The organism is Actinophytocola sp. KF-1, from assembly GCF_054661535.1.
In genome coordinates, this window is the sequence record NZ_BAAFVK010000007.1 from 105,999 (window position 1) to 131,617 (window position 25,619).

Below are 25,619 nucleotides of genomic sequence, written 5' to 3' on the forward strand. Positions count from 1 at the left end.
GACGTACGTACGGATTGCATCCGGGTGAACGGACTGCCACGATCAGTCGGTGCCACGGGTCAGCCAGGATCACCTCGACGCTCGCCGCCACCAGATCCTCGACGGGGCCCGCGTCTGCTTCGCGCGCTTCGGCTACGAGGGCGCGACGGTGCGGCGGCTCGAGGAGGCGACCGGCCTGTCGCGCGGCGCGATCTTCCACCACTTCCGCGACAAGGAGTCGCTCTTCCTCGCCCTCGCCGAGGACGACGCGCTGCGGATGGCGGACGTGGTCGCGAAGGAGGGCCTCGTCCAGGTCATGCGCGACCTGCTGGCCACGAAGAACGGCGCCGACTGGCTGGGCAGCAGGCTCGAGCTGTCGCGGCGGCTGCGCACCGACCCGGAGTTCCGGGAGCGCTGGGCGGAGCGGTCGCGCAACCTCACCATCGCCACCCGCGCGCGCCTGGTCCGCCAGCGCGAGGCGGGCAACCTGCGCGACGACGTGGACGTCGACGTGCTGACCGCGTACCTGGAGCTGGTGCTGGAGGGACTGGTCTCCCACCTCGCCATGGGCCTGCCCGCCGACGACCTGGAGCCGGTGCTGGACCTCGTCGAGCAATCGGTGCGCCGCCGCTCGGCCACCTAACCTGGGGGACATGGATCTCCTGGACGCACACGGACAGGCCATGGACGTCTTCGACCGCGCCATGCACAAGGTCGGGCTGACCGACTGGGACTCCCCCACCCCCTGCACCGGCTGGACCGTGCGGGACCTGGTGAACCACATCGTGGTCGAGCAGCTGTGGGTGCCGGACGTGCTCGACGGGCGGACGGTGGCCGAGGTCGGCGACAAGTTCGACGGCGACCAGCTGCACGACGATCCCCTCGAGGCGTGGCGCGCGGCGAGCGACGTGGCCCGCTCGGCCTGGCTGCGGCCCGGCGTGACCGACAGCACAGTCCACCTCAGTCACGGCGACGAGGCCGCCACCGAGTACGGCTGGCAGATGACGACGGACCTCGCGGTGCACGGCTGGGACCTGGCCACGGCGCTCGGCGCGGACGCCGGCATCCCCGACGAGCTGGCCCAAGCGCTGCTCGCGTACGTGGAACCGCAGCTCAGCGCGTGGTCGGGGACCGGCATGTTCGCCGAGCCGGTCCGGGTGCCGGACGACGCGCCCGCCGCGACGCGCCTGGTCGCCGCGCTCGGACGTCAGCCATAGCGGCCGCCCGCCCTTTACACTGGTCACCATCCCGAAAGCGGATAGGAGTGACCCTTCACCGTGCCCGACGCACAGTCCCCCAGCGACAGTACCGAGCCGGGAGAACCCGGCTGCCATACGGACCCGGTCCTCGGCGGTGACGCCGCATGACCGGATTGCTGCTGCAAGTCCTCGGCGTACTCGCCGTCATCGCACTCACGATCGGCACGGCGGTCTTCGTCGCGGCCGAGTTCTCCCTCACCGCGCTGGAACGCAGCCAGGTGGAACACCAGCTGCGCACGGTCGGCGACGCCCGCGCGAAGCAGGTCCACAAGGCGCACCAGTCGCTGTCGTTCCAGCTCTCCGGCGCACAGGTCGGCATCACGATCACGACCCTGACCATGGGTTACCTCGCCGAGCCGATCATCGCGGGCTGGGTGACGCCGCTGCTGGACGTGCTCGGCGTGCCCGCAGGCGCCGCGCTGCCGATCTCGCTGGTGGTGGCGCTGATCATCGCCAACGTCGTGTCGATGCTGTTCGGCGAGCTGGTGCCGAAGAACCTCGCGATCGCCAAGCCGATCGGCACCGCCCGCGCGGTCGCGGGCCTGCAGATCCGGTTCTCCTCGGTGCTGCGGTGGTTCATCAACCTGCTCAACGGCGCGGCGAACTGGCTGGTCCGGCGCCTCGGCATCGAACCGGCCGACGAGCTGGCGTCCGCGCGGTCGCCGCAGGAGCTCGGTTCGCTCGTCCGCACCAGCGCCGAGCACGGCACGATCGACCCCAGCACCGCCACGCTGCTGGACCGGTCGCTGCGGTTCGGTGACCGCTCGGCGGAGGAACTGATGACCCCGCGCGTGCAGGTCGAGTCGCTGCCGACGGACGCGACCGTGCTCGACCTGATCGAGCTGACCCGCAGGACGGGCTACTCCCGGTTCCCCGTGCACGAAGGCGACCTGGACGACGTGCGCGGGGTCGTGCACGTCAAGCAGGCGTTCAGCGTCCCGGTCGGGCAGCGCGCCACGACCACGGTCAACAAGCTCTCGCAGCCGGTGCAGACCGTCCCGGAGAGCCTCGACGGCGACACGCTGCTGGAGCGGCTGCGCGAGTCCGGCCTGCAGCTCGCGGTGGTCGTCGACGAGTACGGCGGCACCGCGGGGCTGGTGACGCTGGAGGACCTGGTCGAGGAGATCGTCGGCGACGTGCGCGACGAGCACGACCGCGGCGAGATCAACCCGGTGCGCCCGCTGGGCCGCGACAGCTGGATGGTGTCCGGCCTGCTGCGGGACGACGAGCTGGCCGACGCGACCGGGTTCCGCATGCCGGAGGGCGACTACGAGACGCTCGCCGGGCTGGTCCTGGCGCGGCTCGGCCGCATCCCCGAAGTCAACGACGAGGTGCGGGTCGACGGCTGGCGGATCACCGTGATGGCCATGGACCGGCACCGGGTCGCGGAGCTGCGCGTGGCGAAGGTCCCGGACACCGAACCGGCGGAGAACCGGCAGGAGGTGGCGGCCCGGTGAACGGAGCTCGCGGAGTGCACCACCGGCCGCGCCTGCCGCTCGGAGCCTGCGAGGAGCGGTCATGACCGGCGGAGTTGCCATCCTTGTCGCCGTCTTCCTGTTGCTGCTCAACGCGTTCTTCGTCGGCGCCGAGTTCGCGCTGGTCAGCGCGCGGCGCGACCGCCTCGAGGCGCTGGCGGAGCGGGGTGTGGACCGGGCGCGGATCGTCATGCGGGCCGCGGAGCACACGTCGATGATGATGGCGGGCGCGCAGCTCGGCATCACGCTGTGCACCATCGGCCTCGGCGCGCTCGGCGAACCGACCGTGGCGCACTACCTGGAGTTCCTGCTCGGCCCGCTGAACCTGCCCGCGGCCGTGCTGCACGCGGTGGCGTTCACGGTCGCGCTGGTGCTCGTGTCGATCCTGCACATCGTGCTCGGCGAGATGGTCACCAAGAACATCGCGATCGCCGCGCCCGAGAAGACCGCGGTGTGGCTGACGCCGGTGCTGGTCGGCTGGGTCCGGCTGATCCGCCCGGTGATCGCGCTGCTCAACGCGGCGGCGAACGGCGTGCTGCGGCTGCTGAAGGTCGAGCCGAAGGACGAGATCGAGAGCGCCCACACGCCGGAGGAGCTCGCGAACATGATCGCGGACTCGCGGCGGGAGGGCCTGCTCGACCCGGCCGAGCACCGGCGGCTCACGCAGACGCTGTCGTCGGCGGAGCGGACGGTGGCCGACGTGCTGGTGCCGCTGGACGAGGTCGAGACCGTGCCGCACCCGCCGACCGTCGGCGACATCGAGGAAGCGGTCAACCGCACCGGTTTCTCGCGCTTCCCGGTCCGGATGCCCGACGGGCGGCTGAACGGCTACCTGCACGTCAAGGACGTGCTGGACCAGGCGGACCAGGACCCGTCGACGCCGGTGCCGTACCACCGGGTCCGCGGGCTGCCGGAGATCCCCGCCGACTCCCGGCTCGACGAGGCGCTCGCCGCGCTGCGCCGGGCACGCAGCCACGTCGCGAAGGCGGTGGCGGCGGACCGCACGGTGCTCGGCGTGGTCGCGCTGGAGGACCTGGTCGAGGAGTACGTCGGCACGGTGCGGGACGCCACCCACACCGACCCGGAGACCTGACGGAGGACGGCGTTCCTTCCCGGGAACGCCGTCCGCTGCCATCCTGGGCCGATGGGGGAATGGGCCGCCCCGGTGCTCTGGGGTCTCGGCGCGGGTGTGCTCGTCGCGGTGTGGGCGTTCGCGTTCCGGCGGGCCGCGCCCGCGTGGACGGCGGGCGGCCGGCTGGCGGTGCTCATCGTCGTGGCGGTCGTGCTCGGCGCGGCGGTTCCCGTGACGGTGCGTTCGTCCGGGTCGCAGCACGCCGAGCAGGCCGACGACCGGCTGGCCCGGCTCGCGGCCCGGCTGGACTCCGCCGACCTCGGCGAGCGGCTGACCGCGCTCGAGGAGCTGTTCCGGTTGGTGGACCACCCGTCGTCGGTACCCAGGATCGTGGCCATGCTGTCGGAGTTCGTGCGGGAACGCGCGCCGAAGGCCGGCGACCCCCGGTGCGCGGGCAGCGAACCCGCGCAGGACGTCGCGTCCGCGCTGAGCGTGCTGGGCGCCCGGGCCCAGCCCGGCAGCGGCGTGGTGGTCGACCTGCGCGGGACGTGCCTCGTGCACGCCCGTCTCGGGTCCTTCTCGGCGCCCGGCGGCACGTTCGCGGACGCGGACCTGTCCGGCGCGCGGCTGAACGCCGCCGACCTGACCGGCGCCGACCTCGCGCGCGCGAACCTGTCGGGGGCGTCGCTGGCCGGCACCAACCTGGTCGACACCAGGCTCGTCGACGCGCGGTTCGCCGACACGGACCTGCGGGGCGCGCACTTCTCGGACGACACGCTGTGGCCGCCGTGGCGCGAGGAGGCGGTGATGGCCGCGTCGAGCTTCGCGACCACCACGTTCGTCATCGGGGAACTGGTGCTGTCGGACCCGCGCTGACCCTGGTCCGCTGGGTGACCGCGACGGCGCCGATGACCAGCACGGCCGCGCCCGCGGTGGCGGGGCTGACGTGCTCGGACAGCAGCAGCGCCGACCAGATCAGCGTCAGCACCGGCTGCAGCAGCTGGAGCTGCGAGATCCGGGCGATGCCGCCGAGCGCGAGACCGCGGTACCACGCGTAGAACCCGGCGAACATGCTCACCGCGCTCACGTACGCGAGGCCCAGCCACGCGTTCACGTCCGGCGCGTGCCACGGCTGCGCGGTCAGCAGCGTCACCGGTACCACCACGGGCAGCGCGAGGAGTAGCGCCCACGAGATCACCTGCCAGCCGCCCAGCTCGCGGGCGAGCACCGCGCCCTCGGTGTAGCCGAGCGCGGCCAGCCCGACCGCGGCGAGCAGCCACAGGTCGGCGACCGTGATCTGACCGGCGCCCTGGACGAACGCGAACACCAGCACGGTCACCACGCCGAACGCGCACGCGGCCCAGAACGGCCACCTCGGGCGCTCTCCCCCGCGCAGCACGGCGAGTGCCGCGGTGGCCGCGGGCAGCAGCCCGACGAGCACGGCGCTGTGCGCGGACGTGGTGTCCCGCAAGGCGAGCGCACTGCACAGCGGGAAGCCGACCACCACGCCGATCGCGACGAGCACGAGCCGCCGCCACTGGTGCGCGGTCGGCCGGGGCGCCCGCGCGACGAGCAGGCACACGACGCCGAGCAGCGCGGCCGGGATCGCCCTGCCGAGGCCGACGGTGACCGCGCCGAACGCGGGCAGCGCGGCCACGGACGCCGGGAACGTGAGGCTGAACGCCAGTACGCCGACGCTCCCCCACACCATGCCCGCGTCGAGTAGCGGGGCGGGGCGCGTGACGGTAGCGCTATCCTTCACTGACATGTCCAACGATAGCAGTGTGGCGCGGCTGGCTCGTACGCTGCGCGCGCACGCGGCCACGCTCGCGCCCGGCGACCAGCTGCCGTCGAGCCGCGCGATCGTCGCCGAGCACGGCGTCAGCCCGGTGACCGTGGGCCGGGCGCTCGCCCGGCTCGCGGCCGAGGGCACCGTGGTCACCGAGCCGGGCCGCGGCACGTTCGTCGCGCCGCGGCCGAAGCGGGCGGCGGACGTGGGCTGGCAGACGGTCGCGCTGGGCGACGCGCGCGTCAACACCGCGCACCTCGGCAGGCTGCTGGAGGTGCCGGAGCCCGGCACGCTCGTCCTCTCGTCGGGATACCTGGGCGACGACCTGCAGCCGACCCGTTTCCTCGCCACGGCGGCGGCCCGTGCCGCCCGCAGGCCGGGCGCGTGGGGCCGGGTGCCACCGACCGGGCTGCCCGAGCTGCGCGCCGGGTTCGCCGCCACGATCGGTGTCGACGCCGGTGACGTGACCGTGGTGGCGGGCGGCCAGTCCGGGCTGTCGGCGGCGTTCCGCGCGCTGGCCCCGCCGGGCGCGGCCGTGCTGCTGGAGGCGCCCACCTACCTCGGCGCGGTCGCGGCCGCGCAGGCCGCCGACCTGCGGCCGGTCCCCGTGCCCGCGGACGCCGAGGGGCTGCGGCCGGACCTGCTCGCGGAGGCGTTCGCGCGCACCGGCGCCGCGCTCGTCTACACGCAGCCCACGTTCGCCAACCCGACCGGCGCCGTGCTCGCACCGGCGCGGCGGCAGGAGGTGCTCGACGTCGTGCGGGACGCGGGCGCCTTCCTGCTCGAGGACGACTGGGCCCGCCACCTCGCACTGGACCGCACCGCGCCACCCCCGTTGCTGCGGGACGACCGCGACGGGCACGTCGTCTACCTGACGTCGCTGACGAAGCCGGTCGCGCCGAGCCTGCGGGTGGGCGCGCTCGTCGCCCGGGGGCCCGCGGCGGGCAGGCTCGCGGCCATCCGCCGGGTCGAGGACCTGTTCATCTCCCGGCCGCTGCAGGAGATCGCGGTCGAGTTGTTCGGCTCCCCCGCGTGGCAGCGCCACCTGACCGCTCTGCGTGCCGCGCTGCGCGAGCGGCGGGACGCGCTCGTGGCCGGGCTGCGCCGCGACCTGCCGGGCGTGGAGCTGACGCACGTGCCGTCCGGCGGCCTGCACCTGTGGGTGCGGCTGCCCGCGGACGTCGACGAGGTCGACGTCGTGACCCGCGCCAGGAAACGGGACGTGGTGGTCGAGCCGGGTCACTCGTACTGGGTCACCGAGCCGCCGGGACCGCACCTGCGCCTGACGTACGCGGCCGCGACCCCCGCCGAGCTGACCGAGGCCACGCGCAGGCTCGCGCGCGAGATACCGTGACGGCCGTGAACCGCACGCTCCTGCAGCCCGCCGCGTGGCAGGCCCGCCGGGACGCGCACGTCGCGCGGGTGCGGCAGTGGACCGATCCCGTGCGGCAGCGCAGGTCCCGGGGCGAGCGGCACCCGGTGCTGGACTTCCTGTTCACCTACTACTCGCACCGCCCGGCCAAGCTGCTGCGCTGGCACCCCGGCCCGGGCGTGGCGCTGGCCGGGGCCGAGGAGTACCTGCGGTGGCCCGCCTACCGCCGCACCGGCCACGGCGTGGAGCTGGGCCCGCTGCCGGAGGCGCGGCGCTCGTCGGTCGAGTTCGTCCACGCGCTGCTGACGGCGACCGCCGCGCGCAAGCCGCACCTCGGCTGCTTCGGGCTGCACGAGTGGGCGATGGTGTACCGGGCCGCGGACGTGCGGCACGAGGACTGGCCGCTGCGGCTGGGCGCCGAGGGCACGGACGCCGTCGTCGAGTCGCTTCCGGTGCGGTGCACGCACTTCGACGCGTTCCGCTTCTTCACGCAGGAGGCGCGCCCGCTGAACGCGTCGCAGCCCCAGCGGACCGACCAGCTCGCGCTCGAACAGCCGGGCTGCCTGCACGCCGGCATGGACCTCTACAAGTGGGCCTACAAGCTCGACCCGTACGTCCCGTCCGAGCTCGTCGCCGACTGTTTCGAGCTGGCACTGGACATCCGCTCGCTGGACATGCGCGCGAGCCCCTACGACCTGGCCCCGCTCGGCTACGCTCCGGTGCGGATCGAGACGGCGGAGGGCCGGGCCCGGTACCGGCGCGAGCAGGCCGGGTTCACCGAGCGGGCACGACCGTTGCGGGGGAGGCTGATCGCGCTGTGCGAGGAGTTGCTGGGATGAGGTCGCCGGCCGGGGTGCTGCTGTGCGCGTTGCTCCTCGCGGGGTGCGTGTCGCGCGAGGGTGGTGGGCAGCAGGACGCCGAAACCCCCGCCGGGCCGGTGGAACTGGCGGTCCCCATCGAGCTGCGGCCGGTGCTGGCGACCGAGTCCGCCGACCCGGCGGTGCTCGTGCTGCCCACGGAGGACGGCGAGCGGCTCACGCTGACCGAACCGATCCTCACGATCCGCGAGCTGGACGCGGCCGAGGTGAGGTTCGAGCAGAACGCGGGCACGTGGGTGCTCGACCTCGACCTGGACGAGGCCGACGGCCAGGCGTTCGGCGACTGGACCTCGGACCACGTCGGGGCACGCCTCGCGATGGTCGCGGACCGGGAAGTGCTGATGGCGCCGCAGATCCAGTCCGCCATCACGGGTGGTGAGATCCAGATCGCCGGGAACTACACGCGGGACGAGGCCCAGGACCTGCTCGAGAAGATCACCGGCGAGTAGGGCTGCCCCCACCGCGGCTCCGGGGGCGCACCGGCTGTCCCGGCCGCGCACCCGTCCGTAACGTTCGGCACGGTCAACCACTCGAGGGGGATTGTGCTGTGCTGACAAGGACATCGACGCGTGCCGTGGCGGGTTCGCTGGCGCTGGCGCTGGGGTGCGTGGGCACGGTGCCCGCGGCCGCCGAAAGACACGACCACCACGACGACGTCCAGGCGGTCGTCGACGGTTTCGTCGCCCACGGGGCGCCGGGCGCACTGGTGTACACGCAGGACCGGCGCGGCCGCTGGTCGGTCGCGAGCGGGACCGCCGAGCTGGGCACCGACCGCCCGATCCGGCCGCGTGACCGGGTGCGGGTCGCCAGCAACACCAAGATGTTCGTCGCCGCGGTGGTGCTCCAGCTGGTGGGCGAGGGCAGGATCGCGCTCGACGCACCCGTGGCGCGGTACCTGCCGGGGCTGGTGCGCGGCAACGGTTACGACGACACGAAGATCACCGTGCGGCAGCTGCTGCGGCACACCAGCGGCATGGCCGACTACATCGAGGACGTGCTGGCCGACCCGGCCGCGGGGGACCACCCGTGGCAGGCCGCGGACCTGGTCGCGATCGGCCTGCGCCACCCGCCCCTGTTCGCCCCGGGCACCGGGTGGGCGTACTCGAACACCGGCTACCTCGTCCTCGGCATGATCGTCGAGGCGGTGACCGGCGACGACGTCGGCGCGGCGATCACCGACCGGCTGATCAGGCCGCTCGGGCTGCGCCACACCAGCTACCCCGCCGCGGGTGACAAGCGCATCCCGGGCCCGCACGCGCACGGGTACTTCGCGTTCCCCGGGCAGCCGGTCGCGGACGTCACCGAACTGGAACCGAGCCTGCCCGGCGCGGCGGCCTCGATGATCTCCACCGGCCCCGACCTGACGCGGTTCGTGCGGGCGTTGTCGTCCGGTGCGGTGCTGCGCCCGGACCTGCTGGCACAGATGCGGGAGACCGTGCCGGCCGACGGACCCGACTACGGCCTCGGCATCCGCGAGATCCCGTTGCCGTGCGGCGGTGTCGCGTGGGGACATGGCGGCAACATGCCGGGCTTCGACTCGTTCACCGCGGCCACCGAGGACGGTCGCGCGGTGTTCGTGGTGGTCAACGGCCACCTGGCGGACGGCAGCGTCGCGGACGTTCGCGACGCCGCCGAAACCGCACTGTGCTGAGCTGATCGGCGCCGGACCGCACAGGTCCGGCGCCGATCAGTCCCCTTGATCTTTGTGCAAGGTCTTGGTCCAAGCAGCAGTTACCTCAGGGGAACGTGACGGCGCTCAGCCACCAACCGCCTGCGGTCCCGCGGAGTCGCTGGGTCGAGACCAACACTTTTAAATCCGGGGAGGCGGGCTAGTACGCCTCGATGGGTGGGCAGGAGCAGACCAGGTTGCGGTCGCCCTTCGCGCCGTCGATGCGGCGCACCGGCGGCCAGATCTTCGGCCCGGTCGCGCCCTGCGGGTACACGGCCTCCTCGCGGCTGTACGGGTGCTCCCACTTGCCCGCGATGGACTCGGCCGTGTGCGGCGCGTTGCGCAGCGGGTTGTCCTCCAACGGCCAGTCGCCGCGCGCGACCCGCTCGATCTCGCGGCGGATCGCGATCATGGCGTCGCAGAAGCGGTCCAGCTCCGCGAGGTCCTCGCTCTCGGTCGGCTCCACCATCAGCGTGCCCGCGACCGGGAACGACATGGTGGGCGCGTGCAGGCCGTAGTCGGCGAGCCGCTTCGCCACGTCGTCGACCGTGATGCCGGTGGTCTTGGTGATGCCGCGCAGGTCGAGGATGCACTCGTGCGCGACGAACCCGCCCTCGCCCGCGTACAGCACCGGGAAGTGCTCGTTCAGGCGCTTCGCGACGTAGTTCGCGGCGGCCACCGCGGTCATGGTCGCGCGCCGCAGCCCGGCGCCGCCCATCATCCGCACGTAGGTCCACGAGATCGGCAGGATCGACGCGCTGCCCCACGGCGCCGCGCTGATCGGGCCGACGCCGGTCTCGGGGCCCGCCTTCGGCTGCAGCGGGTGGTTCGGCAGGTAGGGCGCGAGGTGCGACCGCACGCCGATCGGCCCGACACCCGGACCGCCGCCACCGTGCGGGATGCAGAACGTCTTGTGCAGGTTCAGGTGCGACACGTCGGCGCCGAACTTCCCGAAGCGCGCCAGGCCGATGAGCGCGTTGAGGTTCGCACCGTCCACGTAGACCTGACCGCCCGCGTCGTGCACCAGCTCGCACACCGTCCGCACGGTGTCCTCGTACACGCCGTGGGTCGACGGGTACGTGATCATGATCGCGGCCAGGTCGGCGCGGTGCGCGTCCACAGTGGACCTCAGGTGGCCGAGGTCGATGTTCCCGTTGTCGTCGCAGCGGACCACGACGACCTTCATGCCCGCCATGGCGGCGCTTGCGGCGTTCGTGCCGTGCGCGCTCGCCGGGATGAGGCAGACGTCGCGGTCGCCCTGCCCGTTGGCGCGGTGGTAGGCGCGGATCGCGAGCAGGCCCGCGAACTCGCCCTGGCTGCCCGCGTTCGGCTGCAGGCTGACCGCGTCGTAGCCGGTGAGGCGGGCGAGCCAGTCCTCGAGGTCGCCGACGATGTCCAGCAGCCCGGCGGCGTCCGCCGCGGGCGCGAACGGGTGCAGCTGCGCGAACTCCGGCCAGGTGATGGGCTCCATCTCGGCGGTCGCGTTGAGCTTCATGGTGCACGACCCGAGCGGGATCATGGACCGGTCGAGCGCGACGTCCTTGTCCGACAGCGACCGCAGGTACCGCAGCAGCGCCGTCTCCGAGCGGTGCGTGGCGAACACGGGGTGCGTGAGGTACTCGGACGTGCGGCGCAGCGCCGCCGGGAACGTGTCCTCGGTGTCCATGTCGAGCTGGTCGATGTCACCGTCCACGCCGAACGACGCCCACAGCTTGCGCACGTGGTCGCGGGTGGTGGTCTCGTCGCAAGCCACCGCGACCTGGTCGGCGGACACGCGCCGGATGTTGATGCCGCGGTCGCGGGCGTTGGCGACGATCTCGTCGGCCCGGCCCGGCACGTTCACCAGCACGGTGTCGAAGAAGTGCTCGTGCACCACGTCCTCGCCGTCCGCCCGCAGCCCGGCGGCGAACACGGCGGCCATCCGGTGGGCGCGGGTCGCGATGTTCCGCAGCCCGTCGGGGCCGTGGTAGACGGCGTACATCGAGGCGACGATGGCGAGCAGCACCTGCGCGGTGCAGATGTTGCTGGTGGCCTTCTCGCGGCGGATGTGCTGCTCGCGGGTCTGCAGCGCGAGCCGGTAGGCGCGGTTGCCGTCGGCGTCGACGCTCACCCCGACGAGCCGGCCCGGCAGCTGCCGCTCGAGCCCCTGCCGCACGGCGAGGTACCCGGCGTGCGGGCCACCGAAGCCCATCGGCACCCCGAACCGCTGGGTGGACCCGGCGACGACGTCCGCCCCGATCTCCCCCGGCGGCCGCAGCAGCGTCAACGCGAGGATGTCGGCGGCGACGACGACCTGCGCGCCGCGCTCGTGCGCCTGCTCGATCAGCGCCGCGTGGTCGCGCACCGCGCCACCCGCACCCGGGTAGGACAGCAGCAGCCCGAAGAACTCCCCGTCGGGCAGCCCCTGCGCGAGGTCGGCGACCTCGACCTCGATGCCCAGCGGCTCGGCTCGCGTCTCGATCACGGCGATGGTCTGCGGGAACGTGTCGGCGTCGACGAGGAAGCGGGGCGACTTGTTCTTCCCGGCCCGCCGCACGAGCGTCATCCCCTCGGCGGCGGCCGTGGACTCGTCGAGCATGGAGGCGTTGGCGAGCGGCAACCCAGTCAGGTCGGCCACCATCGTCTGGAAGTTCAGGAGCGCCTCGAGCCGGCCCTGGGAGATCTCCGGCTGGTAGGGCGTGTAGGCGGTGTACCAGGCGGGCGACTCGAGCACGTTGCGCAGGATGACCGGCGGCGTGACCGTGCCGTAGTAGCCGAGCCCGATCATGGAGGTCAGCGGCGCGTTCCTGGCGGCGAGCCCCCGCAGCTCGGCGAGTGCCTGCGCCTCGGAGGCGGGCGCGGGCAGCCCGAGGTCGGGGTTCGCCTCCCGGATCGAGTCGGGCACGGCACGCTCGACCAGCTCCTCGAGCGACCCCACACCGATCACGTCGAGCATCCGCGCCAGCTCGGCAGGCCGCGGCCCGATGTGCCGGTCGGCGAACTGGGTGCCGTCCTCGAGGGCGGCAAGGGGGATCCGGTCCTGGGTCATCGGCGCGCCTCCGGGCGTGGGGTGGGCATGCGGACTGCTGCCCTCCCCCTCTGTCCGTGCACGTTAGGCCGTGCGCCTGAGAGCTTCATCCAGATCAACTGGACTTGCACCTTCGGCGGGCCCGGTCACCCGGTCCGCTTTCCAGAGGCGTCTACTCCACGCGGTTCGGGTGCCTGAGAGGTTCCGGGGAGGATTTGCTCCTTCGGCGCCGAGCGGGGCTCGGTCTCTCCCGCGCGGGATCAGCGACTACGCCGGTAGCGTACCCCCGGACGGGCCGTTCAGGCGTGCAAGGTCATGAACGTTACGCCGCGACCACGCTGGGTCACGCACCACATGCGGACCGTTCGAGAGCGGCAGCTCAGCCTGCGTTGCGGGCCTTCCGGCGAGCGGTCAGCTCGTCGTCGACGACCGTCTCGACGACACCGCCGTCGGCACGTTCTGCCGGGAACTCGTGGATCGTCCCGTTGATCTCCTGCATGGCACCTGACACGGCGATCCCGAAGACGCCCTGCCCGCCTTGCAGCAGATCCACGATCTCCTCGGGGGAGGTGCACTCGTACACCGTCGTCCCGTCCGAGAACAGGGTGATCTTGGCCAGGTCGCGCACCCCGCGGCGACGCAGGTGGTCGACCGCGACGCGGATGTTCTGCAGGGACACCCCGGTGTCCAGCAGCCGCTTGACGACCTTCAGAACCAGGATGTCCTTGAACGAGTACAGCCGAGCCGACCCCGAGCCGTGCGCACTGCGGATGGACGGCGCCACCAGGCCCGTCCGCGCCCAGTAGTCGAGCTGGCGGTACGTGATGCCGGCGATCTGACAAGCCGCGGGCCCGCGGTAGCCGACGAGCTCGTCCGGTCCGGACTGGTCCGGAAACAGCTCACCCTGCTCTCCGGTGACGGGACCTTCCTCGACCACGCCTGCCTCCAGTCTCCTGCCACGCGCGAGCCGTTGGCTCGTCGATACGACGGTAGGTCGGCGGGGAGACCGGGTCAACGCGACGCGCGGGTGCACGCGTCGCAAACCTAAACCTGATGTGGAGCTTTCGTTACCGATCAGGTATCCGCGCCTCTGAAGTCCTCTGGCGAGACACTGTCGAGGAACTCGCGGAACTTCTCCACCTCGTCCTCCTGCTCGTCCGGGATGATCAGCCCGGCCTCCTGGAGCACCGCGTCCTCCGCGTGGATGGGTACTCCTATCCGCAGCGCGAGGGCCACGGAGTCGCTCGGCCGCGCGGACACCCGCACGTCACCGTCGAACACGAGCTCCGCGAAGAACGTGCCTTCGCGCAGGTCCGTGATCCGCACCTGCTCCAGCTCCCGGCCCAGCGCACCGATCACGTCCTTGAGCAGGTCGTGCGTCAGCGGCCGCGCAGGCCGCACACCCTGCTGCTCCAGTGCGATGGCCGTCGCCTCCACCGAGCCGATCCAGATCGGGAGGTATCGCTCACCTTCGGTTTCGCGCAGCAGCAAGATCGGTTGATTGGCGGGCAACTCCACCCGCACGCCCACGACTCGCATCTCGCTCATCGGGTTCGCCTCCCTCCGACTGGCTCAGCGAGGATGTGCAACCACATCTTCGAGGATCGCTTATCGCTGGCCTCGACGCTACCCGCCATCCGGTTCCGACGCTTGTGCAATCCTGAATCGATCGGATGCCGATGCCACATCGTGCCAACGGGTTGATCTTCAGCTTACTTCCCGGCAATGCGCCGCAAACCCGCCTTGACGAGCAACGTGTGCAGTCCGACGGACAGCGCCGCCAGCTCGCGGACCGCTTCGTCCGCTTTCTCCCCGCGCATGGGGGCCACGATCTGCTCGACCAGTCCGACCTCGCGGTCGGCCGCCGCGCGGAAGCCCCGCAGGTGCCGGGGTTCGACGCCGTAGGCGGCCAGTGCCCGCGCGACCGCGGCGACCTGCGCCGCCTCGCTGTCGTACAGCCCGGCGGGACCCGGTTTGACCAGCCCGTACTGCTCCAGCTCACCGAGCGTGGCCGCGTCGGCACCCGCTGTCTCGAGGAGTTCCTCGCGGGTCATCCGCCGCAGCGGCCGCTCGGCGAAGTCCTCCGCGGCGGGGAGGCCGTCGGCGGGGACCGCACGCAGGACCCGGGGCCGGTCGGCGGCGTCGGCCGCGTCCAGCTGTTCCTTGATGACCTTCAGCGGCAGGTAGTGGTCCCGCTGCGCGGCCAGCACGAACCGCAGCCGGTCCACGTCCGCGAGGGTGAACTGCCGGTACCCGGAGGCGGTCCGGGCAGGCCGGACCAGCCCTTCCGCCTCCAGGAACCGGATCTTCGAGATGGTGACGTCCGGGAACTCCTCACGGAGCCGGCTGAGCACCGCACCGATGCTCAGCCGGTCGCCAGCCGGCCGCCCGGCCGCCGTCACAACTGCCTCCGCTGTGGTCCTAGGACGCGTTGGCGCCGGTGAGGAACACGAGCCGGAACTTGCCGATCTGCACCTCGTCGCCGCCCGCGAGGACCGCCTGGTCCACCGGCTCACGGTTGACGTAGGTGCCGTTCAGGCTGCCGACGTCGATGACCACGAACTCGCCGCCCTCACGCCGGAACTCGGCGTGCCTGCGGGAAACCGTGACGTCGTCGAGGAAGATGTCGCTGTCCGGGTGCCGCCCCGCGCTCGTGGTGTCGCGGTCGAGCAGGAAGCGGGAACCCGCGTTCGGCCCGCGCTTGACGACCAGGAGGGCGGAACCCGCCGGCAGTGCGTCGACACCGGCGACGGACGGCTCCGGGGCCGGCGTCTCGGTTGCCTCCGCGTCGAGGAAGTCGGCCCGGAAGACGGAAGTCCGCTCCGGCGACTGCTCCGGCGGCACGCCGGGCCCGTCGTTGGTGCTCACCTGAGCTCTCCTCCTGCTGGTGCTTCTCGTTCCCTAGTCAACCTACCGTGCGCGATCAGTGGCCCCGGAGTTGCCTCCCCGGTCCTAGGACTCGGTCAGCGCCTGGTAGGCCGCGGCGTCCATGAGCTCGTCGAGCGCGGCGACGTCGGCGGCCGCGATCTCGACGATCCAGCCGTCGCCGTACGGGTCGGAGTTGATCAGCTCGGGCGACTCGTCGAGCGCGGTGTTGACCGCGGTCACCTCGCCGGTCACCGGCGCGAAGATCTCCGAGACGCTCTTGGTGGACTCGACCTCGCCGAGCGGCGCGCCGGCCTCCACGGTCTCGCCCACCTTGGGCAGCTCGACGAACACGACGTCACCGAGCTGGTCCTGCGCGTAGTCGGTGATGCCGACGCGCACGGTGCTGCCCTCGGTCATGGCGAGCCACTCGTGCTCTTCTGTGTACTTCAGGTTTTCCGGCGTCACTGGACTTCCTCCGCGGAGCTTCTGGTTTGGCCGAAGCTTAGATGGGCCGGGTCGGCAGTGGTGAGCGCAGTGCCATGCGTGTCTGCACGAGGTAGAGCAGGCCCGACCAGACGAACAGGGCGCTCCCCCACACCACGAACGCGTACGCGACCGGCCGGGCGATGGTGGCGAAGTCCGAACCGCCCTGCGCGATCAGCAGCAGCGGCATCGCGTACATGAGGTTGAACGTGGCGGCCTTGCCGATGTAGGTGACCTCGGGCGGGCCGAACCCGTTGCGGCGCAGCACCCAGATGCACACGGCCACCATGAGGTCGCGGCCGACCAGCACCAGCGCGAACCACAGCGGGATGATGTCGCGCAGCACGAACGCGACGACGGTGGCGAGGGTGTAGAGCCGGTCCGCCGCCGGGTCGAGGACCGCACCGAGCCTGCTGGTCTGGTTGAGCCAGCGGGCGAGTTTGCCGTCGGCCCAGTCGGACACGCCGCTGTAGACGAGCACGGCGAGCGCCCAGCCGTCGGCCTCGGGGCCGAGGAGGAGCCACAGGAACACGGGAACCAGCGCGAGCCGGATGATGCTCAGCAGGTTCGGGATGGTGAGCCACCGGTCGGGCAGCTCCTCGGGCGCTGAAGCCATGCCCCGCAGCGTATTCGCCGGTCAGCGCGCCCCTCTGGTCAGGCTCCACCCGCGGCGGTGCAGGTCGGCGTCGGTGAAGGACCTCGGCCGCCCCTTGTCGTCGACCCCGACCCAGCGCGCGTTCTCGCGCACGTAGGCGTGTCCCTGGCACCACACGACGCGGCCCTGCCCGGTGGGCAACGGCGCCGTCCTGGTCTTGCTCGTCTCAGCCATGTCCTCGCAGCCTCGTGGATCAGTCCCTCCCGAAGGGCCTTTCGACTCTGGCGCGGGATTCGTTATCCGGTTCGGCGCGAAACGCCCACATGGTGGAAGCGGGGGTCTCGCCGACTACGTAGCGGAACGACTTCGGCAGGTGGACGACACCGTCCGGGGTGACCGCCCCGGCGACCGACTCGGTGAAGGCGGCACGCACAGGTGTTTCCCCCGCGAGCCGGATCGCCCGCAGGATCGGCTCGCTGCCGAGCATGGCGGTCCACGCCGCGCCGACGCTCGGGTAGGTGGCCTGGCAGCGCACCTCCCCGACGTGCAGCACGGTGAGGCCGCCGGCCAGCAGCGCGCCGTCGAGGCCGTCGTCCGCGCCCGTGGCGGGCGCGAGGAGGTCGAGCCGGCGCAGGTGGCCCGCGAAGGTCTCGGCCCAGCAGCCGGACGGTCGGACCCAGCCTCCGACCGCGACCCGCCCGCCGGGGCGGACCACCCGCACCAGCTCGGTCAGCACCGCCGCCCGGTCCGTCCCGTTGTGGACCGACGCCCCCGTGGTCACAACGTCGAACGTGCCGTTGTCGAACGGCAGTGCCTCTCCCGGTTCGACGAGCCCGCCGACCCGCAGGTCGGCGTCCGGGAGCGCCCACCTCGCGATCTCCAGCCGCTCCACGGCGGTGTCCGTGCCCGCGACCAGCGCTCCCCGCTGCTCGGCGGCGCACAGGAACAACCCGACCCCGCAGCCGACGTCCAGCAGCCGCTGCCCGTCGAGGGGACCCAGCGCGGCCAGCACGGCCCGGTGCAGCGGCCGGAGCTCGCGCTCCGGCAGCTGCGGCCAGTCCTGTTCGCTGTCCCGCAACGGATACCCGTGCACCGTTCTGGCGATCATGTCCGCGCTCCCTGCCCGTCGCGACCAATACTCGTCAGCCCGGCGTCCCCGCACATCGGGCATTGCCTCAGATCGGCGCCCGGGGTGTCTTAGACCGACCGTGCGCCACCTCACACGGGCCAGGGGGATACTGACGTGGTGTCACGACGGGTGTCGGTGCCGGAGCTGATCGGCAGGCGCGATGAGCTGGCCGTGCTCACCGCCGCCCTCGCGGACGCCGAGGCGGGCAGCGGCAGGCTGGTGCTGGTCGAGGGGGACGCCGGGGTCGGCAAGACGCGCCTGGTGCAGGAGTTCGCCGACCGGGCCGCCCAGCAGGGCGCGACCGTGCTGTCCGGCGGCTGCCTGCAGCTCGAGGCCGACATCCCCTACGCGCCGTTCGAGGAGGCGCTCTCCGCGCTGCCCGACCGCCCGGCCCTGTTCGGCGACGGCGCGGACCGGGCCGCCGGGTTCCGCCGCGTGGCCGACACGATCGCCGCCGCGGGCAGGCCCGTCGTGCTGGTGCTGGAGGACCTGCACTGGGCGGACGCGTCGACGCGGGACCTGTTCGTGTTCCTGCAGCGGGCGCTGCGGCACGCGCCGGTGCTGCAGATCGGCACGCACCGCACCGGCGAGGTCGGCGGCGACCACCCGGTGGCGGGCATGGTCGCCGAGCTGGGCAGGCTGCCGCACACCGAACGGCTGCGGCTGCCGCCGCTCGACCCGGCGGAGACGACCGCGCTGGCCCGCGGCCTGCTCGGGGTGGAGCCGGGCGGCGAGATGGTGAAGGTGCTGCTCACGCGCGCGGAGGGCAACCCGTTCTTCACCGAGGAGCTGATCGCGGCGTGGCCCGCGCGCGGCGAGGTGCCGCAGACCGTGCGCGAGGTCGTGATCACCCGGCTGGCGCGGCTGACCGAGGGCGCGCGGCAGCTGTCGCGACTCGCGTCGGTGATCGGCCGGACGGTGTCCCACGACCTGCTCGCGGAGCTGGCGGCGCTGTCCGAGGTCGACATCGGCGGCTCGGTGCGGGACCTGATCCACCACGGCCAGCTGGTGACCGCGGGCGACGACGGCTACGCCTTCCGGCACGCGCTGATCCGCGAGGCGATCTACGCCGACCTGCTCCCCGGCGAACGGCGCGCCGCGCACGCGCGGGTGGCCCGCCTGCTCGCCGCGCGCCCGACCCCGGTGGCGGAGCTGGCGCACCACTGGGACGCGGCCGGTGAGGTGGACGAGGCGCTGGTGGCGTCCGTGCGGGCCGCCGAGTCGGCCGCCGCCGCGTTCGCCCCCGCCGAGGCGCACGCGCACTACGAACGGGCGCTGCGGCGCTGGCGGGAGGCGTCGGCCCCGGAGGCGCTGACCGGCCTCGACCTGGACACGCTGCTGGAACGGACGGCGGCGACGGCGAGCATCTCGTCCCGCAACGCGCGTGCCGTCGAGCTGACCAGGGAGCGGCTGCTGCTGCTCGACGCGGAGCGGGAGCCGGAGCGGGTCGCGCTCGTGTACGCGGAGCTGGCGCACCGGGCGTGGGCGTCGGCGAACTGGCCGCTGGCGAGGTCGGCGAACCAGCGCGCGCTGGAGCTGGTCCCCGCGGGCAGCCCGCAGCGGGTCACGATCATGGCGCACCGCGCGGGCCTGGCCATGCTGTCGTCGCGGCACCGCGAGGCACTGCGGTACGCGCGCGAGGTCATGCAGGTGGCGCAGGAGGCAGGTGACACCACCGCCTACGCGCGCGGGTTGATGGTGCTGGGGATCAGCACGATCGGGACCGGGCACGTCGACGACGGGCTCGCCTGCCTGCGCAGGCACCTCGACCTCGCGCACCAGGAACGGGTGCCGAGGATGATGGGCGTCAACTACGCCAACCACTCCGAGGCGCTCGTGTGGGTGGACCGGCCGGAGGAGGCGCTGGCTCTCTCCCGCGAGGGCATCGCACGGGCGGGCGAGTTCGGTTTCGACTTCTACCTGCTGCTGATCGTCGGCAACCAGGTCCGCGCCCTCGCCGAGCTGTCCCGGTGGGACGAGGCGCTGGACACCACCGCCGACCCGACGGACCAGGGCGCGGACCCGTTCACACGGCTGCCCGTGGACCAGACCAGGGCGGACCTGTACCTGAAGCGCGGTGACGTGGCGGCCGCCGCGGAACTGCTGGCCCCCGCCGCGGCGACGCTCGCCGGCCAGGACGACGTGCAGTTCGGCACGGAGCTGGCGGCGTTGCAGGCGTTGATGGCCCTGCAGGAGGGCCGCTGGACGGACGCCCGGGCCGCGGTGCGGGAAGGCCTGCGGGTGGCCCTGTCCGCGGACAACCAGCACCGCGCGGCCCGCCTGACGGCCATCGGCGTGCGCGTGGAGGCCGACGCCGGGCTCGACGACGGCCTGGCCCGCGCCGACGAGATACTCGCCGCGGGCGAGGCCCACCTGGCGGCGCTGACGGCGGACGGGGTGGTGCCGCTGCCCCGCACCGAGCGTTCGCTGGCGCTGGCCCGCGCGGAACGGACCCGCCTGGCGACCCCGGACCCGGCGGCGTGGGCGGCGGTCGTGGCGATCGCCGCGCACGACCGGTACCTGCTGGGCTATGCGCGGTTCCGCGAGGCCGAGGCGCTGCTGTCGGCCCGGGGCTCCCGCCAGCAGGCGGCGACGGCACTCGCGGAGGCGGCCGCCGTCGCGACGTCCCTGGGCGCGGCGCCACTGGCCGAGGAGGTGCGCGCCTTGGCCGAGCGGGCGCGCCTGACGTTGTCGTCCGCCCCGCCCTCCCCCGCCGCCGATGACCCGCACGGGTTGACGGCACGCGAGGCGGAGGTGCTGGCGCTCGTGGGCCGCGGCCGCACGAACGCCGAGATCGCGGAGCAACTGTTCATCAGCACGAAGACGGCGAGCGTCCACGTGTCGAACATCCTCCGCAAGCTGGGCCTGAAGAGCCGCATCCAGGCCGCCGCGGTGGCCCAGCGCCGAGGACTGACCTGACGCGGAGGGGCTGGTCCCCGCCGTAATCCAGTTCGCCGACGCCGCGCGGCCCCGTGCCGCCGCGGGCACCTACCACCTGCACGTGCGCGGCAGCCGCGACCGGACGATCCACGTCGACGACGCGACCGTCGAACGCGGCCGCCCGCTGCGCGCGGACCCGCACTTCTCCGTCGCCCCGGCGCGTTCCTGCCGACCAGCCTCGGTCACCTCGGCCGCAACCCTGGCTGGCCCCGCGGTTCGTGGCCGCGTTCCGGGAGACCTGACCGCTACGGCGCTGACGCGCCGACCGGCGCGGGTTCCGCCACCACGCCCGCCTTGCCGCTGCGGCTCCGCCCGAACCACGACGCGACCGCGGCGACCAGGCTCGCGATGATCGCGAACCAGAACGCCACGTGCAGCCCGTCCGCGAACGGCTGCGTCACCAGGCTCGGGAAGAAGCTGTGCCCGGTCAGGAACGCGGCCTGGTCCGGCGGCAGCCCGGTCAGCGACCCGCCGAGGAGGTGCTCGATCGGGTTGTAGCCGAGGAAGGCCGCGAACAGGACCGCGACGGCGGGCAGCCGCGCCAGCTGGTTCGCGGCGTCGGCCGGCACCCCGTGCTCGGTGAGGCCGGTGCTCATCGCGGCGGGCAGCGTCGTCGACAGCCCGGCGATGATGAGGCTGAAGAAGATGCCGATCGACAGCACCATCGCGGAGTTCTGGAACGTGGCGGTCATGCCCGCGCCCGCGCCCCGCGCGCCGCCCGGCAGCGACGACATCACCTCGGCCCGGTTGGGCGAGGTGAACATGCCCATCCCGATCCCGTTCACCACCAGCAGCGCGGCGAACAGCGGGTACGGGAAGTTCACCGGCAGGATCGTGAACAGGTAGAAGGTGACGGCCGTGACGACCATGCCGCCCGCGGTGAAGAACGTGGCCCCGCGCCGGTCGGACAGCACGCCGGACAGCGGCGCCGCGATGAGGAACCCGACGGTCATGGGCAGCATGTAGATGCCCGCCCACAGCGGCGTCTCCTCGAACGAGTAGCCGTGCTGCGGCAGCCAGATGCCCTGCAGCCAGATGATCAGGATGAACTGCAGGCCACCCCGGCCCAGCGACGCCATCAGGTTCGCCAGGTTGCCGAGGCTGAACACGCGGATCCGGAACAGCGCCAGGTTGAACAGTGGGTTCTCGGTGTGCAGCTCGATCCACGCGAACAGCGCGAGCACCGCGAGCCCGCCGATCAGCGCGCCGAGCACCCACGGGTTGGTCCACCCCATCGGGTGACCGCCGTAGGGCTGGAGCCCGTACGTGATCGCGACCATCACGGCGATCAGCCCGACCGCGAACGTGATGTTGCCCGCCCAGTCGAGGTGCGCCTTCTGCCGCGGCGAGGTGTCGTGCAGCTTCAGGTACGCCCAGACGGTGCCGACCACGCCGAACGGGACGGACACCAGGAACACCCAGTGCCAGTTGACCGGGGCCAGCACGCCGCCGACCACGAGCCCGAGGAACGAGCCGGCGACCGCGGCCACGCCGTTGATGCCGAGCGCGAGCCCGCGCTGGTTGGCGGGAAACGCGTCGGTGAGGATCGCGCTGGAGTTGGCCATGAGGAACGCGCCGCCGATGCCCTGCACGACGCGCCAGCCGATCAGCCAGAGCGCGGCCGCGTCCCCGGACATCCAGGTGACGGCGAGCAGGATCGACGAGATCGTGAAGATCAGGAAGCCGAGGTTGTACATCCGGGCGCGCCCGTACATGTCGCCGAGGCGCCCGAAGCTGACCACCAGCACGGCGGTGACGATCAGGAAGCCCATGATCATCCACAGCAGGTAGCTGGTGTTGGCGGGGTCGAGCGGGTTGATCCCGATCCCCTTGAACACGTCCGGCAGCGCGATCAGCACGATCGACGAGTTGATCGTCGCGATCAGCATGCCCAGGGTGGTGTTGGACAGCGCGATCCACTTGTAGTGCGGGCCGAGTTCGGCGAGCGAACGCGCACGCGACACGGTGTAGCCCCCTCACGTCAGGTTCTCCGGCCAGGCTAACCCTCTTCGTTCGCCTTGCTAAAGACCGGTCGTGAGCTGCGCGAGTGATATTCCAGACAGCCTGTGTCGTTTTGTCCGGCGGTGTCGGGAACGTGCCGTTACTCGGCGCGGTGGCGGCGTCTCCCCGTGGCGGGCGCCTGCTGTTCGGGCTCCTGGCCTGCCGGTTCCCGCGGCGTGGCGCGCGGCTCCGCCCGCTGTGCCATCTCGCGCAGCAGTTGGTCGAAGATCGGCGTCGACATCACGTTCTCACGTGCCATGCGCGCCCTCCTTGATGTGAAGATCCGCCTGATCCGGACGTTAACGCTCAAGCTGGTTCAGACTGCCAAACCCGGGCCGACACGATCGGGCGAACCAGGTGCCCTGGTAGGACATACTGCGAGTAAGAATCAGGCCGACTGAACGGGTGAGGGGCCGCATGACCGACAACCTGGTTTCGCTGAAGGTGGACATCGGAGACGGTGTCGCCGAGGTGACGCTGCTCGGGCCCGGCAAGGGCAACGCCATGGGACCCGACTTCTGGCGCGAGCTGCCCCAGGTGTTCGGCGAGCTGGACCGCGACGACGACGTCCGCGCGATCGTGCTCACCGGCAGCGGCGCGAACTTCTCCTACGGCCTCGACCTGCCCGCCATGTCCGGCAGCTGGGCGCCGATGCTCGGCGAGAAGTCCCTGGCCAAGCCGAGGACGGACTTCCTGGACGAGGTCCGGTCGCTGCAGCGGGCCGTCACCGCCATCGCCGAGTGCCGCAAGCCGGTGGTCGCGGCGGTCAGCGGGTGGTGCATCGGCGGCGGTGTCGACGTGATCGCGGCCGCCGACATCCGGCTGGCGAGCGCCGACGCGAAGTTCAGCGTGCGCGAGGTCAAGGTCGCGATCGTCGCCGACCTCGGCAGCCTCCAGCGGCTGTCCGGCATCGTCGGCGAGGGCCACCTGCGCGAGCTCGCCTACACCGGCAAGGACATCGACGCCGCCCGCGCCGAGAAGATCGGCCTCGTCAACGACGTCCACCCGGACCAGGAGACCCTGCTCGCCGCCGCGCGGGAGCTGGCCGCCGACATCGCGGCGAACCCGCCGCTGGTGGTGCAGGGTGTGAAGGACGTGCTCGGCCACCGCAGGGAGGCCGAGGTGGCCGAGGGTTTGCGGTACGTGGCCGCGTGGAACGCGGCGTTCCTGCCGAGTGAGGATCTTGGTGAGGCGGTGGCCGCGTTCCTGCAGCGGCGGGCACCGAAGTTCAACGGAAGGTAGGAGGACACCGAGGGTGAGCAGCGCAGCCACCGAGACGTTCCGCGCGGCACGGGACTTTCTCCTCGAGCACCGGACGGACTACCACCGCGCGAGCGCGGAGTTCGAATGGCCCGCCCTGACCGAGTTCAACTGGGCCATCGACTGGTTCGACGCGGTCGCCGCGAAGGAGCCGACCGCGTCGAGACTCGCGCTGTGGATCGTCGAGGAGGACGGCAGCGAGCTCACGTGGACGTTCGCGGACGTCTCGCGCCGGTCCAACCAGGTGGCGAACTGGCTGCGGGGGCACGGTGTCCGGCGCGGCGACCGGCTCATCCTCATGCTCGGCAACCAGGGCGAGCTGTGGCTGACCATCCTCGCGGCCATGAAGCTCGGCGCGGTGATCATCCCGGCGTCCACGCTGCTCGGCGCCGCCGACCTGCGGGACCGGGTGGACCGCGGCCGGGCCGCGCACGTGGTGGTGCGGTCGGCCGACGCGGAGAAGTTCGCGGACGTGCCCGGCCGGTACACGCGCATCGCCGTCGGCGAGCCGGTCGACGGGTGGCTGGCCTTCGCCGACCACGAGTCCGCCGACGCGGAGTTCACGCCGGACGGGGTGACCGCGGCGGACGACCCGCTGCTGCTGTACTTCACCTCCGGCACCACCGCGCGGCCCAAGCTGGTGCAGCACACGCACGTGTCGTACCCGGTAGGTCATCTGTCCACGATGTACTGGATCGGCCTCGAGCCCGGCGACGTGCACCTCAACATCTCCTCGCCGGGCTGGGCGAAGCACGCGTGGAGCAACGTGTTCGCGCCGTGGAACGCCGAGGCCACGGTGTTCCTCCACAACTACGACCGCTTCGACGCCGTCGCGCTGATGAACGTGATGGACCGCTGCGGCATCACGTCGTTCTGCGCGCCGCCGACGGTGTGGCGGATGCTGATCCAGGCCGACCTGACGGTGCTGAAGACGCCGCCCACCAAGGTGGTCGGCGCGGGCGAGCCGCTCAACCCCGAGGTGATCGAACAGGTCAGCAAGTCGTGGGGCGTGACCATCCGGGACGGGTTCGGCCAGACCGAGACCTCGGTGCAGGTGGCGAACACGCCCGGCCAGCCGGTGAAGCCGGGGTCGATGGGCCGCCCGCTGCCCGGGTTCGGCATCGCGCTGCTCGACGCGTCCGGCGTGCCGAGCGACGAGGGCGAGATCTGCGTCGACCTGTCCCGCCGCCCGGTGGGCCTGATGACCGGCTACGCGGACGACGACGAGCGCACGGCCGACGTGATGCGCGACGGCTTCTACCACACCGGTGACGTCGGGGCCCGCGACGCGGACGGGTACATCACCTACGTGGGCCGCGCGGACGACGTGTTCAAGGCGTCGGACTACCGCATCTCGCCGTTCGAGCTGGAGAGCGTGCTGATCGAGCACGAGGCGGTGGCCGAGGCGGCGGTCGTCCCGTCCCCGGACCCGATCCGGCTGGCGGTGCCGAAGGCGTACGTGGTGCTGGCCGCGGGTCACTCCCCCGACGCCGACACGGCCCGCTCGATCCTCGCGTTCGCCCGCGAGCACCTGGCCCCCTACAAGCGGATCCGCCGCCTGGAGTTCACCGAGCTGCCGAAGACGATCTCCGGCAAGATCCGCCGCGTCGAACTCCGCGGCCGCGAACACGAGGTCCACGCCGACCCGAACACCCGGGTGGCAGGCGAGTACCGCGAAGAGGACTTCCCCGACCTCCGCACCTGACCCGGCACGTCCGGCCCCGAACCCCGCGAGTCGCGCTCTCACGCACATCGAGTTGTCGGTTTCGTGCACATCGGCCTGCACGAAACGCGCAACTCGGTGTGCGCGAGGGCGCGACTCGCGCTGTTTGAGGGCGTGACT

General features: G+C 72.4%; 24 protein-coding genes and 1 riboswitch. Of the genes, 12 read left to right on the top strand and 12 right to left on the bottom strand.

Features of this window, described 5'->3' with window-relative positions:
- Nucleotides 1–49: 49 nt before the first annotated feature.
- The 5 genes from ACYQ77_RS22065 to ACYQ77_RS22085 all read left to right on the top strand — a co-directional run bounded on the left by ACYQ77_RS22065 (nt 50) and on the right by ACYQ77_RS22085 (nt 4,661).
- Nucleotides 50–622: a TetR/AcrR family transcriptional regulator gene (locus ACYQ77_RS22065; RefSeq protein ID WP_459714206.1), complete on the top strand. Its 573-nt coding sequence runs from the start codon at nt 50–52 to the stop codon at nt 620–622.
- 10 nt (nt 623–632) lie between these two features.
- A complete protein-coding gene (locus ACYQ77_RS22070) occupies nt 633–1,196 on the top strand; it encodes a TIGR03086 family metal-binding protein (RefSeq protein WP_459714208.1) in 564 nt (187 codons plus the stop codon).
- 146 nt (nt 1,197–1,342) lie between these two features.
- Complete coding sequence (locus tag ACYQ77_RS22075) at nt 1,343–2,695, top strand: hemolysin family protein (protein ID WP_459714211.1); 1,353 nt, start codon at nt 1,343–1,345, stop codon at nt 2,693–2,695.
- A 61-nt stretch (nt 2,696–2,756) separates the two neighbouring features.
- Nucleotides 2,757–3,806 carry a hemolysin family protein gene (locus tag ACYQ77_RS22080; RefSeq protein WP_459714213.1) on the top strand — a complete coding sequence of 350 codons (1,050 nt, stop codon included), beginning with the start codon at nt 2,757–2,759 and terminating at the stop codon, nt 3,804–3,806.
- A gap of 51 nt (nt 3,807–3,857) precedes the next feature.
- The gene (locus ACYQ77_RS22085; protein ID WP_459714215.1) at nt 3,858–4,661 is read left to right on the top strand and encodes a pentapeptide repeat-containing protein; all 804 of its coding nucleotides are present in this window, start codon (nt 3,858–3,860) and stop codon (nt 4,659–4,661) included.
- Here ACYQ77_RS22085 and ACYQ77_RS22090 read toward each other — a convergent pair.
- Nucleotides 4,627–5,553: a DMT family transporter gene (locus ACYQ77_RS22090; RefSeq protein WP_459714217.1), complete on the bottom strand. Its 927-nt coding sequence runs from the start codon at nt 5,551–5,553 to the stop codon at nt 4,627–4,629. The genes ACYQ77_RS22085 and ACYQ77_RS22090 overlap by 35 nt on opposite strands.
- Between ACYQ77_RS22090 and ACYQ77_RS22095 the strand changes: the two genes are divergently transcribed.
- From ACYQ77_RS22095 to ACYQ77_RS22110, 4 genes are all read left to right on the top strand, one after another.
- Complete coding sequence (locus tag ACYQ77_RS22095; RefSeq protein WP_459714219.1) at nt 5,552–6,928, top strand: aminotransferase-like domain-containing protein; 1,377 nt, start codon at nt 5,552–5,554, stop codon at nt 6,926–6,928. The genes ACYQ77_RS22090 and ACYQ77_RS22095 overlap by 2 nt on opposite strands.
- Nucleotides 6,925–7,785, top strand: a complete 861-nt coding sequence (locus ACYQ77_RS22100; RefSeq protein ID WP_459714221.1) for a 3-methyladenine DNA glycosylase — start codon at nt 6,925–6,927, stop codon at nt 7,783–7,785. Before ACYQ77_RS22095 ends, ACYQ77_RS22100 begins: the two co-directional genes overlap by 4 nt.
- Nucleotides 7,782–8,273 (top strand): SecDF P1 head subdomain-containing protein, encoded by a 492-nt coding sequence (locus tag ACYQ77_RS22105; RefSeq protein ID WP_459714223.1) that lies wholly within the window; start codon nt 7,782–7,784, stop codon nt 8,271–8,273. Before ACYQ77_RS22100 ends, ACYQ77_RS22105 begins: the two co-directional genes overlap by 4 nt.
- A gap of 98 nt (nt 8,274–8,371) precedes the next feature.
- A complete protein-coding gene (locus tag ACYQ77_RS22110; RefSeq protein WP_459714224.1) occupies nt 8,372–9,475 on the top strand; it encodes a serine hydrolase domain-containing protein in 1,104 nt (367 codons plus the stop codon).
- A 178-nt stretch (nt 9,476–9,653) separates the two neighbouring features.
- On the opposite strand, the gene gcvP is transcribed toward ACYQ77_RS22110, so the two are convergent.
- The 9 genes from gcvP to ACYQ77_RS22155 all read right to left on the bottom strand — a co-directional run bounded on the left by gcvP (nt 9,654) and on the right by ACYQ77_RS22155 (nt 17,554).
- Nucleotides 9,654–12,521, bottom strand: coding sequence for an aminomethyl-transferring glycine dehydrogenase (gcvP, locus tag ACYQ77_RS22115; protein ID WP_459714226.1), 2,868 nt, complete (start codon nt 12,519–12,521; stop codon nt 9,654–9,656).
- A gap of 151 nt (nt 12,522–12,672) precedes the next feature.
- A riboswitch (glycine riboswitch) is annotated at nt 12,673–12,763 on the bottom strand.
- A gap of 116 nt (nt 12,764–12,879) precedes the next feature.
- Entirely contained in the window at nt 12,880–13,437 is a 558-nt protein-coding gene (locus ACYQ77_RS22120; RefSeq protein WP_396110783.1) for a MerR family transcriptional regulator, read from the bottom strand.
- 137 nt (nt 13,438–13,574) lie between these two features.
- Complete coding sequence (locus tag ACYQ77_RS22125; protein ID WP_026422231.1) at nt 13,575–14,048, bottom strand: bifunctional nuclease family protein; 474 nt, start codon at nt 14,046–14,048, stop codon at nt 13,575–13,577.
- A gap of 164 nt (nt 14,049–14,212) precedes the next feature.
- Nucleotides 14,213–14,902, bottom strand: coding sequence for a transcriptional regulator FtsR (ftsR, locus tag ACYQ77_RS22130; RefSeq protein WP_459714229.1), 690 nt, complete (start codon nt 14,900–14,902; stop codon nt 14,213–14,215).
- A gap of 19 nt (nt 14,903–14,921) precedes the next feature.
- Nucleotides 14,922–15,368 (bottom strand): glycogen accumulation regulator GarA, encoded by a 447-nt coding sequence (gene garA / locus ACYQ77_RS22135; RefSeq protein WP_459714232.1) that lies wholly within the window; start codon nt 15,366–15,368, stop codon nt 14,922–14,924.
- 84 nt (nt 15,369–15,452) lie between these two features.
- Nucleotides 15,453–15,833, bottom strand: coding sequence for a glycine cleavage system protein GcvH (gene gcvH / locus ACYQ77_RS22140; protein ID WP_459714235.1), 381 nt, complete (start codon nt 15,831–15,833; stop codon nt 15,453–15,455).
- A gap of 37 nt (nt 15,834–15,870) precedes the next feature.
- Nucleotides 15,871–16,467 (bottom strand): CDP-alcohol phosphatidyltransferase family protein, encoded by a 597-nt coding sequence (locus tag ACYQ77_RS22145; protein ID WP_459714237.1) that lies wholly within the window; start codon nt 16,465–16,467, stop codon nt 15,871–15,873.
- Nucleotides 16,468–16,488: 21 nt separating this feature from the next.
- Nucleotides 16,489–16,680 (bottom strand): hypothetical protein, encoded by a 192-nt coding sequence (locus ACYQ77_RS22150; RefSeq protein WP_459714239.1) that lies wholly within the window; start codon nt 16,678–16,680, stop codon nt 16,489–16,491.
- A 19-nt stretch (nt 16,681–16,699) separates the two neighbouring features.
- On the bottom strand, nt 16,700–17,554 hold the full coding sequence (locus ACYQ77_RS22155; protein WP_459714242.1) for a class I SAM-dependent methyltransferase: 855 nt from the start codon (nt 17,552–17,554) through the stop codon (nt 16,700–16,702).
- A 138-nt stretch (nt 17,555–17,692) separates the two neighbouring features.
- Between ACYQ77_RS22155 and ACYQ77_RS22160 the strand changes: the two genes are divergently transcribed.
- Nucleotides 17,693–20,494 (top strand): ATP-binding protein, encoded by a 2,802-nt coding sequence (locus ACYQ77_RS22160; RefSeq protein WP_459714244.1) that lies wholly within the window; start codon nt 17,693–17,695, stop codon nt 20,492–20,494.
- Between the two features lie 266 nt (nt 20,495–20,760).
- Here the strand turns inward: ACYQ77_RS22160 and ACYQ77_RS22165 are convergent, their stop codons facing one another.
- On the bottom strand, nt 20,761–22,479 hold the full coding sequence (locus tag ACYQ77_RS22165) for an MFS transporter (protein ID WP_459714246.1): 1,719 nt from the start codon (nt 22,477–22,479) through the stop codon (nt 20,761–20,763).
- A gap of 137 nt (nt 22,480–22,616) precedes the next feature.
- Nucleotides 22,617–22,775: a hypothetical protein gene (locus ACYQ77_RS22170; RefSeq protein ID WP_459714249.1), complete on the bottom strand. Its 159-nt coding sequence runs from the start codon at nt 22,773–22,775 to the stop codon at nt 22,617–22,619.
- A 158-nt stretch (nt 22,776–22,933) separates the two neighbouring features.
- On the opposite strand from ACYQ77_RS22170, the gene ACYQ77_RS22175 reads away from it, so the two are divergent.
- Nucleotides 22,934–23,758, top strand: coding sequence for a crotonase/enoyl-CoA hydratase family protein (locus ACYQ77_RS22175; RefSeq protein WP_459714251.1), 825 nt, complete (start codon nt 22,934–22,936; stop codon nt 23,756–23,758).
- Nucleotides 23,759–23,771: 13 nt separating this feature from the next.
- A complete protein-coding gene (locus ACYQ77_RS22180) occupies nt 23,772–25,481 on the top strand; it encodes an AMP-binding protein (RefSeq protein ID WP_459714253.1) in 1,710 nt (569 codons plus the stop codon).
- The last annotated feature ends 138 nt before the right edge of the window (nt 25,482–25,619 follow it).

Excerpts from the sequence above, each read along its gene's own strand:
- ACYQ77_RS22070 (WP_459714208.1), top strand. The coding sequence starts at position 633 with ATGGATCTCCTGGACGCACACGGACAGGCCATGGACGTCTTCGACCGC.
- ACYQ77_RS22125 (WP_026422231.1), bottom strand. The coding sequence starts at position 14,048 with ATGAGCGAGATGCGAGTCGTGGGCGTGCGGGTGGAGTTGCCCGCCAAT.
- ACYQ77_RS22170 (WP_459714249.1), bottom strand. The coding sequence starts at position 22,775 with ATGGCACGTGAGAACGTGATGTCGACGCCGATCTTCGACCAACTGCTG.
- ACYQ77_RS22090 (WP_459714217.1), bottom strand. The coding sequence starts at position 5,553 with ATGTCAGTGAAGGATAGCGCTACCGTCACGCGCCCCGCCCCGCTACTC.
- ACYQ77_RS22095 (WP_459714219.1), top strand. The coding sequence starts at position 5,552 with ATGTCCAACGATAGCAGTGTGGCGCGGCTGGCTCGTACGCTGCGCGCG.
- ACYQ77_RS22105 (WP_459714223.1), top strand. The coding sequence starts at position 7,782 with ATGAGGTCGCCGGCCGGGGTGCTGCTGTGCGCGTTGCTCCTCGCGGGG.
- ACYQ77_RS22085 (WP_459714215.1), top strand. The coding sequence starts at position 3,858 with ATGGGGGAATGGGCCGCCCCGGTGCTCTGGGGTCTCGGCGCGGGTGTG.
- ACYQ77_RS22150 (WP_459714239.1), bottom strand. The coding sequence starts at position 16,680 with ATGGCTGAGACGAGCAAGACCAGGACGGCGCCGTTGCCCACCGGGCAG.
- ACYQ77_RS22080 (WP_459714213.1), top strand. The coding sequence starts at position 2,757 with ATGACCGGCGGAGTTGCCATCCTTGTCGCCGTCTTCCTGTTGCTGCTC.
- ACYQ77_RS22145 (WP_459714237.1), bottom strand. The coding sequence starts at position 16,467 with ATGGCTTCAGCGCCCGAGGAGCTGCCCGACCGGTGGCTCACCATCCCG.
- gcvP (WP_459714226.1), bottom strand. The coding sequence starts at position 12,521 with ATGACCCAGGACCGGATCCCCCTTGCCGCCCTCGAGGACGGCACCCAG.
- ACYQ77_RS22175 (WP_459714251.1), top strand. The coding sequence starts at position 22,934 with ATGACCGACAACCTGGTTTCGCTGAAGGTGGACATCGGAGACGGTGTC.
- ACYQ77_RS22075 (WP_459714211.1), top strand. The coding sequence starts at position 1,343 with ATGACCGGATTGCTGCTGCAAGTCCTCGGCGTACTCGCCGTCATCGCA.
- ACYQ77_RS22155 (WP_459714242.1), bottom strand. The coding sequence starts at position 17,554 with ATGATCGCCAGAACGGTGCACGGGTATCCGTTGCGGGACAGCGAACAG.